The sequence below is a fragment of the Luteibacter sp. HAY1-4A genome (assembly GCF_056755355.1).
Window position 1 is genome coordinate 1 of record NZ_JBNDHZ010000082.1, and the last position, 10,418, is coordinate 10,418.

General features: G+C 66.4%; 7 protein-coding genes. 4 read left to right on the top strand and 3 right to left on the bottom strand.

Annotated features, from left to right (window positions below; genetic code table 11):
- Positions 1 to 30: 30 nt before the first annotated feature.
- A complete protein-coding gene (locus ACPYOD_RS18630) occupies positions 31 to 1,974 on the bottom strand; it encodes an LTA synthase family protein (RefSeq protein ID WP_481303180.1) in 1,944 nt (647 codons plus the stop codon).
- A gap of 205 nt (positions 1,975 to 2,179) precedes the next feature.
- Between ACPYOD_RS18630 and mprF the strand changes: the two genes are divergently transcribed.
- The 3 genes from mprF (at position 2,180) to ACPYOD_RS18645 (ending at position 5,895) form a co-directional block, all read left to right on the top strand.
- Positions 2,180 to 4,789 carry a bifunctional lysylphosphatidylglycerol flippase/synthetase MprF gene (mprF, locus tag ACPYOD_RS18635; protein WP_481303181.1) on the top strand — a complete coding sequence of 870 codons (2,610 nt, stop codon included), beginning with the start codon at positions 2,180 to 2,182 and terminating at the stop codon, positions 4,787 to 4,789.
- An 8-nt stretch (positions 4,790 to 4,797) separates the two neighbouring features.
- On the top strand, positions 4,798 to 5,592 hold the full coding sequence (locus ACPYOD_RS18640) for an AcvB/VirJ family lysyl-phosphatidylglycerol hydrolase (RefSeq protein ID WP_481303182.1): 795 nt from the start codon (positions 4,798 to 4,800) through the stop codon (positions 5,590 to 5,592).
- Positions 5,593 to 5,718: 126 nt separating this feature from the next.
- On the top strand, positions 5,719 to 5,895 hold the full coding sequence (locus tag ACPYOD_RS18645) for a hypothetical protein (RefSeq protein WP_481303183.1): 177 nt from the start codon (positions 5,719 to 5,721) through the stop codon (positions 5,893 to 5,895).
- A 323-nt stretch (positions 5,896 to 6,218) separates the two neighbouring features.
- On the opposite strand, the gene ACPYOD_RS18650 is transcribed toward ACPYOD_RS18645, so the two are convergent.
- Positions 6,219 to 7,133, bottom strand: coding sequence for a transporter (locus tag ACPYOD_RS18650; RefSeq protein WP_481303184.1), 915 nt, complete (start codon positions 7,131 to 7,133; stop codon positions 6,219 to 6,221).
- Between the two features lie 84 nt (positions 7,134 to 7,217).
- Positions 7,218 to 9,425 (bottom strand): glycoside hydrolase family 3 C-terminal domain-containing protein, encoded by a 2,208-nt coding sequence (locus tag ACPYOD_RS18655; protein ID WP_481303185.1) that lies wholly within the window; start codon positions 9,423 to 9,425, stop codon positions 7,218 to 7,220.
- Positions 9,426 to 9,572: 147 nt separating this feature from the next.
- Here ACPYOD_RS18655 and ACPYOD_RS18660 point away from each other — a divergent pair.
- On the top strand, positions 9,573 to 10,418 hold an 846-nt coding region (locus ACPYOD_RS18660), incomplete at its 3' end, for a DEAD/DEAH box helicase (RefSeq protein WP_481303186.1).

Sequence of the window (10,418 nt, forward strand, 5' to 3'; positions counted from 1 at the left end):
GCCGCTGAAGCGGCTCCCACACAGAAGACACTACTTCACGGATTTCCGCTTCATCAAGCCGCGCGTGAACAGGTATGCGGCCGTCTGGTAGTAGGTGATCGCATCCTTCGCATCCACAGGATCCGTATGGTCCACCGGCGTGGCGTCGCCGGTGCTGCGCTCGGGCAGCATCTGCTTCACCGGCATGCGCGGTACCAGCGACGTGAGGCGGTCGCCATGGAGATAACCCAGTTCCTGGTACGTGCTGAGGAACGCGCGCTCACGGCCCGGCTCCAGGCGGAACAGGTCGTAGCCGTAGAAGCGCGAGGTGTAGCTGAAGCCGAGCATGCCCAGCAACGTCGGCGGGATGTCGATCTGGCTCATCAGGCGGTCTACCCGCCCCGGCTGCACGTGCTTGGGCGAGTAGATGAACAGCGGAATGTGGTAGCGGTCCACCGGGAGGCTGGTCTTTCCGGCGCTGGTCGCGCAGTGGTCGGCGGTGATCACGAAGATGGTGTCGTCGAACCACGGCTTCGTGGCCGCGCGCTTCAGGAAGTCCGCGATGGCCCAGTCGGTGTACTGCACGGCGGCACGGCGCGAACCCTGCGGCAGTTTCACGCGTCCCTCGGGAAACGTGAAAGGCCGGTGGTTCGAGGTGGTCATCACGTGGCCGAAGTACGGCTTGCCCTTCGCATAGGCGTCGTCCATGCGCTTCATGACGAGCGTGAAGAGGTCTTCGTCCGCCACGCCCCATACGTTCTCCGCATGGATGTCCTTGTCCGCGATGGCATGGCGGTCCACCGCCGTATAGCCGTTGCTCGCGAAGAAGTGGTTCATGTTGTCGAAGTAGCCGTAGCCGCCATAGAGGAACTCGGATTCGTAGCCCTTCGTGTTGAACACGTCGGCGAGCGACCAGAGGTTCTCGTCGTTCGGGCGTTTCACGATCGATTCGCCCGGCGTCGGCGGCACGGACAGGGCCAGAGCTTCCAGGCCGCGCACGGTGCGCGTGCCGTTCGCATACAGCTGGGTGAAGAAGAGGCTCTTCGCCGCGAGCGCGTCGAGGTTCGGCATCAGGTGCTTGTGCTTGCTGACGTCGAGCCCTTCCACGTAGTCGCCGGAGAGGCTCTCGACGCTGATCAGCACTACGTTGAGCTTCTTCTCGGGCCGGTCCGCCACGATGTTGCGCGTGATGTCCTGCGGATCGTCGCTGGTGAATGTGGCGTCGGGGGTCTTCAGCAGGCCGCGCAGGTTCGAGAAGGCCTGGTCGTCGGGCAGGGTGGGGTAGTACTTCGCGTAATCGAGTTCGTTCTCGCGGAACGCCGCGAAGAACTGGTAGATGCCGTTGCCGGCCAGCTCGTTCACGTAGTTGTTGCTGGAGCGGTCTTTCATCGCGCCCGTGAACGCGAAGCTCACCGCCACGGTAAGCACCAGCCACACGCCCGCCACGCCGGTGCGCCCCAGGAAACGCGACCCTTCGTCGCGGGGTGCGAGCGCACGCCGGCTGAGCGCCATCACCACGAAGGCCGCTACGAGCAGCAGCGCCGTCCAGGTGACGATCGGATAGGACTCGCGGATGTTTCCCACCACCTCATGGGTATAGACGAGGTAGTCCACGGCGATGAAATTGAAGCGCGCGCTGAACTCGCCCCAGAACACCAGTTCCGCCGCGGCAAGGTAGAGCACGGCGAACGCCAGCACCGAGCACAGGGCGAAGAAGGCCCGATGCCCCCAGCGCGACAGGTAGGCCCGGCGCGGGAGCAGCCACAACACCAGAACGAGCGGCCAGGCGAAATAGATGTACGTGACGATGTCGTAGCAAAAGCCGACCGCGAACGCGTACAGCCACGAGCCGATGTCGGCAGGCACTTCGTGGCGCGTCTTGATCCCGAGGATCAGGCGGACCAGGAAGGCCATGCCGACGAATACGACGCCGAACCAGAGCAGGGGCCTGAAGCGCTGCCGGAGGGCGCGCATGGCCGGGTGAGCGGAAGACATGGAACCTCACTGGCGAAACCGGCTCGGAAAGGAGCCCGGCAGGTTCGCAGGGTATGAAGAACGGCTTACACTCGGCTTTCCCTTGGCTTAGCTCAAGCTTTGCTCCGGCGGGCCAAGCTGTGGCGCGGGAAACGAGCCGTCTGCCGCGCGAACGCGCGCTGTGGCAACCTACACGACCTTACGATTGATCGGAGCCACGGCGCACGTGGAGCACGAACCCCGGACGGAGCTCCCGTCGACCGCCCCATCCAACGCCCGGCGAGCCCTCTACGCAACCCTGCTACGGCGGTTCGGCGGGCCGCTGCTGTCCGTACTGTTGCTCGGGGTCGCCCTATGGGCGCTGCACGCGATGGCGAGCGAGGTGACGTATCGGCAAGTTGCCGGATACGTACACTCGCTGTCCCGCGCCGACATCGTCCTGGCCGTGCTGCTCACCGGGGCCGGCTTTGCCGTAATGACGCTCTACGACTGGTTCGGCCTGGCCAGCGTGGGGAAGCGCCTGCCGGCACCCCGGGTCGGCTTTATCTCCTTCATCAGTTATGCCTTCTCCAACGCCCTGGGCATGTCGCTGCTCGTATCGGGCTCCATCCGCTACCGGTTCTACGTGCAGGCCGGCCTGACCACGGGCGAAGTGGGACGTGTGGTGCTCTACACCACCCTGAGCTTCTGGCTCGGGCTGGCCGCCCTGACCGGGGTCACGCTGCTGCTCGTGCCCATCCCGCCGGACGTCCCCTTGTCCGGCCTGCGCATTCCCCTGGCTATCGTGCTGCTCCTCGTTCCCCTGGCCTGGTTCGGCGTCGCCGTGGCGGTGCGCCGGCCCATCAGGCTCTGGCGCTGGTCCGTAAATACCCCGACGCCCGCCGTGGCGGCACGGCAGATCCTCATCGGCGCGTTCGACTGGGGCTTGGCGGCGAGCGTGCTGTACGTGCTGATGCCGGAAGCGATAGCGGGTGGCTTCGGGCATTTCCTGGCTATCTTCGTCGTGGCCCAGATGGCGGGCCTGATCAGCCACGTGCCGGGTGGCGTGGGCGTCTTCGAGGCGGTGATGCTCGCGGGCTTCGGGGCCACCGGCAACCACGGGCTGGAGGCACCGATCCTCGGCTCGCTGGCCGCCTTCCGCCTCGTCTATTACCTGCTGCCCCTCGGCGTGGCCACGCTGCTGGTGATCTGGCGGGAGCTGCGGGCCTTGCGCCACGCCGCGCTCATCACCCCATGGTTCAGCAGCCTGCTGCCGCCGTTCTTCGCCGGCCTGACGCTGGTAAGCGGCGCCGTGTTGCTGTTCTCCGGCGCCACCCTGGCGATTCCCGGGCGCATGGAGATCCTGCGCGGATTCGTGCCGCTGCCGCTGGTGGAGGTGTCGCATTTCCTCTCCAGCGTGGTGGGCATGCTGCTGCTGATCCTCGCCCGCGGATTGCAGCGCCGGCTCGATGCGGCGTACGTGCTCACCCTCGTGCTGCTGATCCTCGGTGCGATCTTCTCGCTCCTCAAAGGCATCGACTTCGAGGAAGCGATCCTGCTGTCCCTGCTGGCCCTGGCGCTGGCACCCGCCCACCGGCATTTCTACCGCCGCGCGTCGCTGTTCCGCGCCACGTTCTCGCCCGGCTGGGTGCTGGCCATCGCCGCCGTACTGGCGTGCGCCACCTGGCTGGTGTTCTTCAGCTTCAAGCACGTCGAATACAGCAATAACCTCTGGTGGGAGTTCAGCTTCCACCATGGTGGCGCGCCGCGCGCCCTGCGCGCGCTGGTCGGTGCCACCGCGGTAGTGATGCTGTTCGCGCTGGCCAACCTCATCCGGCCGGCGCGGCCTCGGCGCACCCTGCCCGGCGAGGCGGAACTGGCACGCGCCATGCCGCTGGTGAAAGGCTTCGATTCCGCCCAGGCGCATCTCGCCCTCGTCGGCGACAAGATGCTGATGTTCGCGCCGGACGACCGGGCCTTCATCATGTACGACGTGGAAGGACGCAGCTGGGTAGCCATGGGCGACCCCGTGGGCACCGACGAAGACGCGCGCCGCGAACTGGTATGGGCCTTCCGGGAGAGTTGTGAACGCGCCGGTGGCTGGCCGCTGTTCTACCAGGTACGTCCACGCGACCTCGACCTCTACCTGGAAGTGGGCATGAACCTGCTCAAGATCGGCGAGGAAGCCCGCGTGCGCCTCGCCGACTTCAACCTCGACGGCAAGTCGAAGAAAACGTTGCGCGGCACGGTCAACAAGCTTTCCCGCGAGGGTCTGCGCATGGAGATCGTTCCTGTCGAAGGCGTGCCCGCCCTTCTTCCGAAGCTGAAGACGATCTCCGACGCCTGGATGCGCGACAAGAAGGTGCGCGAAAAGCGCTTCTCGCTGGGCCTCTTCGACGAGCGCTACCTGGCCCGCACGCCCATGGCGGTGGTGTGGCAGGGTGACGAGCCGGTAGCCTTCGCGAATGTTTTTGTCACGGCGACGAAGGAAGAAGCCTCCGTCGACCTCATGCGCCACCTCCCCGAAGGCCCGTCCGGCATCATGGATTTCCTTTTCATCGAACTGATGGTCTGGGCGAAAGCCGAGGGCTATCGCTGGTTCAACCTCGGCATGGCCCCGCTGTCGGGCCTGCAGAACCGGCGCACCGCACCGCTGTGGAGCCGCTTCGGCGCCATCGTGTTCGGCCGTGGCGAGCGCTTCTACAACTTCCGCGGGCTGCATCGGTACAAGGACAAGTTCGATCCGGAATGGGAGCCGCGTTACATCGCGGTGCCCGGTGGCATTGCCTTGCCGCTGGCGCTGGCCAATGTCGCCAGCCTGATCTCCGGCGGCATCGGCGGTGTGGTACGCCGATGAAGCCGCGCGTGGGAAGGATCGTCCGCTATTTACTGTTGTCCGTCCTGGTACTGCTCGTGCTGGGACTGCTCGCGTGGCATCCGTGGACGCGCGCGTCGATGGAAAAATCCACGGTCGAACTGCCGGCGCTCACGGCGGCACCCGCCGGCGAGGAAGACCTCCTGGTCGTCATCTATTCCGGCGACGGCGGGTGGTGGGACCTCGACCAGCGCCTCGGGGCGGTGTTCACCCAGCGCGGTATTCCGGTCGCCGGCGTCAGCACGTTCAAGTATTTCTGGCGGTATCGCTCGCCGGACGAATCCGCGCACGATCTCGACGGCCTTCTCGACCGCTATACGCGCCAGTGGAACAAGTCGCGCGTGCTGCTGATCGGCTATTCGTTCGGGGCCGACGTCCTGCCCACCATCGTCGGAAAGCTGCGGCCGGACAACCGGGCGCGGCTTAGCCAGCTCGTGCTGCTGTCTGCCAGCCGCGACGTGAACTTCGAGATCGAACTCGAGGGTTACATGCAGCAGGGATGGTGGACCACCCACACGCACAATTTCCTGCAATGGCTGAACCCCGTCGTGCACGTCGATGCCATGCCGCCGATCGCCGCGCTGGGAGGAAAGCCGCCCATGGCTTGCTATTACGGGGCCGAGGATGCGGATGACAGCGGCTGCACCGACCCCAAGCTCCCCGCCTTCGTTGAGGTTTTCCGCAAACCGGGTTCTCATCACTTCGATGAGAATTACGAACGACTCGCAACGGAGCTGATCCAACGCATGCCTGGAAACGCCGGCCGACCCTCGACGTCGCCTTAACCTTTTTTCCGCGACGACGTATGTGAAGGACTGTCACGGAACGTTCACCCCCGTGCCACCGAAAATTTCCCTTCCGGCGCCCAATCTGTGGGTTCGCGGAGGGATGAGGACGGCAGGAGAACGACGATGCAACGAGAACCAGGCAAGCGCGATTACGGCTCTTCCGACTGTGCCCAGTTGCGCAGCCTCGCAAGCAGGGGAATTTTCGTTCCCCAGCCGACCAAGCCACCGCGCCAGGAACACCCGGACCATTCCCGCCCGGACCGCCGGCGCGAGCAGCGCTCGACGCGCGTCCCCGCCTGATTCGGCGCCTTCATCGTCGATGAAGGCAAATTCGCACTAAATTTAAGATTCCTCCTATATCCGTCAGCGGCAGACCTACGCAAGATGAGGTCCATGCCCCGCCCGGTCACCTGGGCGTGGCTAAAAATCGCCGATGACCGATCCGACGGCAGGAAGCCGTCCGTCCCTAGTTACAGGATCGATCCCCCCTTCATCGGCGGTGGCGCCGCGCCGGCTTTGCCGGGCCGCGTTTGGTGGCCCAGGCCACTGGACCCAGGGACGGTCGCCATGGCCCTCCGCGTGAGCGTGAGGGCCATGTTTTTTTGGACGTCCGAAGGCGGACCCTAGCCCTTGCTTCCGAAGAACATCGAAATGCCGAGGCCCGCGAGCATCGACGGCCCGTGCCGACCGATGCGGTGGAGCGCGTAGGCATCCAGCTGTACGTGGTCGCCGATGTCGTATGCAACGCCGCCGCCAGCCTGGAGTTCGTTGCCGTCCTGCGCATCGTGGATCGCATCGGTTTCGACGTAGGCCAGCAGGTTCGCGCCGAACTTTCGACCGAAGGTGGGTGCCAGGGTCCAGGTATTGCGACCCTTCAGGCGGTCCAGGTTCGCGTAGAGCGTGTTCTGGTGGACCTCGTCGGGCTTCCATTGCATCGTGCTGCCGAGGCTTACTTCGCGCGCGCCGTTACCGAAATCGTCGTCGCCGTTGGCGAACGTGACTTTGCCCAGAGCGGCCCAGCTGAAGTCGCCGGTATCGCCCGGTCCGACTGAGGACCACTTCATGCCGAGACTCGTGTCGCCGTGACCGGTGGCATGGCGCCGGGATCCCATGCCGCGTTCTTCCAGGCGGTTCCATGCCGAACCCGCGAGCTGCAGTTCCAACGGTCCACCGGTGCCGATGCGGACCAGGCTGTCGGCGGTATAGGTGCGATCGAGGTAGCCTTCCTCACGTTGCCGCTCGTAGGTGGGCAAGCCTTGTTCCAGCGCGAGCGTTCCGGCCGGAAGCACGGTGGTGGCGAAGCCGGCGCCCGGGCGGTCGAAGTCCGGAGGATCCGCGAATGCAGGTAAGGCGACGAGCAGCGTTGCCGAAGCGGCAAGGAGTAGTCGGATGATCATGCGCGCATTGTGCGCGCGTCGCGTCGCGATATCGTGCACGGCCTGTGTGGGAGCCGCTTCTGCGGCGATGGTGCCCGCGGCACGCGTGCCCGCTGCCGCGGGATCGCCGGCGTAGCCGGCTCCCACATAGGGCTCCCACATAGGGCTCCCACATAGGGCAGCCACATAGGACAGCCATAGGCCACCCCATGTAGGCCGACCCATATGGGCCAAGGTCCTATCGTGTCAGGGGGCTTTCACGACAGGGAAGCTTTCGCCTAGCGTCACGTTCTTCTCGTCGGCGACGTCGGATGCCGAGCGCGCCAGCTTCACCGAGTAGCTTCCCGCCGCGACGTGCCAGCGGCCGGCCTTGTCGTCATAGCGTGCGAGGGCCAGCGCTTCGAGCGGGATGTCGACGCGGCGGCTGTCGCCCGGCTTCAGCGCAACCTTCGTCCAGCCCGCGAGACGTCGTGTCGCCGCGCCGGGCGCAACGACATAGATCTGCGGTACGTCGGCACTGGCCACCTTGCCCGTGTTCTTCACGGTGACGTGGGCGACCGGATTTCCCGTCGCATCCTTGTCCACCGCGAAGTCGCTGTACGCGAAGCTCGTATAGCCGAGCCCGTAGCCGAATGCGAACAGCGGCTCGCGCTTCGTCTTCTCGAACCAGCGATAGCCGACGTCGGCACCTTCGATGTTGTAGTCGACGTTGTCGGCGGGCTTGGCCTTCGTGTTCAGGCCCGCGCCTACGATGGTCGGGCGCGGCAGCTGTGCCTCGTCCTTAGGCCAGGTCAACGGCAGGCGACCCGACGGTGCCATAACGCCGTACAGCAGGCGTGCGATGGCCTCGCCGCCTCCCGAACCCGGGTACCAGGCCTCCATGACCGCGCCCACCCGGTCCAGCCAGGGCATCTTCACCGGACCGTTGGTTTCCAGCACCACCACCGTCCTGGGATTGGCCTTCGCCACGGCTTCGACGAGCGCGTCCTGGTTGTCGGGCAGCGCGAGATCGGGCGTATCGAACGACTCGGCGGCCCACTTGGTGACGAACACCACGGCCACGTCGGCACCCGCGGCCGCCTTCGCGGCGGCGGCCGGGTCGGTGCCCGGGTCGAAGCTCACCTTGCCGCCGAGCTTGCGCATGAATTCCAGCGGCGCGGACGCGTGGTATCGCACCGGGCCCGGCCAGCCGGTCGGTTCCAGCCCCGGCACCGGATCGCCGGCGACATCCGCGACGGCCGACGAGCCGCCCCCAGCGAGCACGCCCTTGTCCGCGTGGCCGCCGATGATCGCCACCGACTGACCCTTGCGCGCCAGCGGCAGCAGGCCGCCCTCATTGCGCAGGAGCACGGCGCCCGCCTCGAGCGCGTCGCGTGCCACGATCCGGTCCGCCTCGTAGGGGACGGCACCCGGTTTCTTCGGTCCGTCCAGCACGCCGTGGGCGAACAGGGTGCGCATGATGCGCTTCACCATGTCGTCCAGCCTGGCTTTCGGGAATTCGCCGGAAGCGAGGGCCGCGCGCAGTGGCTTGTCGAAATACACCTCCTTGTCGAAGGTCTCGCCGGCCGATTCCTGGTCCAGCCCGGCAAGGGCGGCCTTCGCGCCGCTGTGCACGCCGCCCCAGTCCGACATCACGTAGCCCTTGAAGCCCCACTCCTGCTTCAGCACCTTGTTGAGCAGCCAGTCGTGCTCGCCCGCATAGGTGCCGTTGACGCGGTTGTACGACGACATGACGGAGCCCGGATCGCCCCTGGCGATGGCGAGCTGGAAAGCCAGAAGGTCGGATTCGCGAAGGGCGACGGGATCGATGTCCGAGCTCAGCGTATTGCGGCCCGACTCCAGGTCGTTGATAGCGAAGTGCTTCACCGTCGCGACCACCTTGCGTTCCTGGATACCCTTCACGGCCGCGCCGACGATCGTGCCGGCCAGCACCGGGTCTTCGCCGGCGTATTCGAAGTTGCGCCCGTTCCGCGGATCGCGCGTGAGGTTGACGCCGCCTGAGAGCAGGATGTCGTAACCCTTGCCCCGTGCCTCGCCGCCGATCATGCGGCCGCCCGCGTGCGCCACGGCGGGATCGAAGCTGGCCGCGGTGGCGAGGCCCGCGGGCAGCGAGATGGCGCCCTTGTGATCGTTGCCGTCGCGCGTCACGCCGAGGCCGGCGTCGGTTTCGTTGAGGAAGGGCAGGCCCAGGCGCGGCATCGCGGGAACGTAGCCGGCGCCGTTTAGCGCGCCAGGCGGATTCGGACCCTTTTCCTTCACCTGCCCGAAGTCGGCGCGGATCATGCGGAACTTCTCGTCGTCGGTCATGGCGGCGACGATCAGGTCCGCCCGGCGGTCGGGCGACAGCGAGCGGTCCATCCAGGGATGGTCCGCGGGCGCCGCGGCATGGGCGGAGCCGGCAAGTCCGGCGGCAAGGGCAAGGGCGAGGGCGCTGCGACGGGCGATGTCGGGCATGGTCACTGCTCGGTACGGAAAGAGGTGCCCACCATCGCCAAGTAATGCGTTTATCGCAACCCGCGAGACGGCGAGGGAGTAACCTCCCGGCTTGCGCCCAACACCGTCAGCCCCCACTTAAGTGGTTCAATGAATTCACAAAAGTCGATGCCGCTCGCCGCCTTCCATCCCGCCGTCGCCGCCTGGTTCGCGGCCGCGTTTCCCGCGCCCACCGAGGCGCAGGTGGCGGCGTGGCCGGCCATTCGTTCCGGACGGCACACGCTCGTGGCCGCGCCGACCGGTTCGGGCAAGACCCTGACGGCGTTCCTGTCCGCGATCGACGTGCTCGTGCGCGAGGGCGTGGCGCAGGGCGGCCTGCGTGATCGCACCACCATCCTCTACGTTTCGCCGCTGAAGGCCCTGTCGAACGACATCCGCATCAACCTCGAGGCGCCCCTGGCGGGCATTCGCGAGGAACTGCGCAAGCAGGGCCTGCCCGACCTGGAGATCCGCACCGCGGTGCGCACGGGCGATACGCCATCGGCCGATCGCGAACGCATGAAGCGCCGGCCGCCGCATATCCTGGTCACCACGCCGGAATCGCTCTACGTCCTGCTGGGTTCCGACTCGGGCCGCGCGATCCTGCGCGACATCCGCGAAGTGATCGTCGACGAGATCCACGCCGTCGCGGCAAGCAAGCGCGGCAGCCACCTCGCGGTGTCGCTGGAGCGCCTGGAATCGATCGCGCAGCGGCGCATCACCCGCATCGGCCTTTCCGCCACGCAGAAACCCATCGAAACGGTGGCCGCGTTCCTCACCGGCAACGAACGTGAGGATTGCGCCATCGTGGACATCGGCCACACGCGCCGCCGCGACCTCGCCCTCGAGGTGCCGCCGGTGCCGCTCGAGCCGGTGATGTCGAACGACATGTGGGAGCTGGTGTACAACCGGCTCGGCAACCTCGTGGAGCAACATCGCACCACGCTGGTGTTCGTGAACACGCGGCGCATGGCC

Excerpts from the sequence above, each read along its gene's own strand:
- ACPYOD_RS18630 (WP_481303180.1), bottom strand. The coding sequence starts at position 1,974 with ATGTCTTCCGCTCACCCGGCCATGCGCGCCCTCCGGCAGCGCTTCAGG.
- ACPYOD_RS18645 (WP_481303183.1), top strand. The coding sequence starts at position 5,719 with ATGCAACGAGAACCAGGCAAGCGCGATTACGGCTCTTCCGACTGTGCC.
- ACPYOD_RS18650 (WP_481303184.1), bottom strand. The coding sequence starts at position 7,133 with ATGTGGGAGCCCTATGTGGGAGCCGGCTACGCCGGCGATCCCGCGGCA.
- ACPYOD_RS18655 (WP_481303185.1), bottom strand. The coding sequence starts at position 9,425 with ATGCCCGACATCGCCCGTCGCAGCGCCCTCGCCCTTGCCCTTGCCGCC.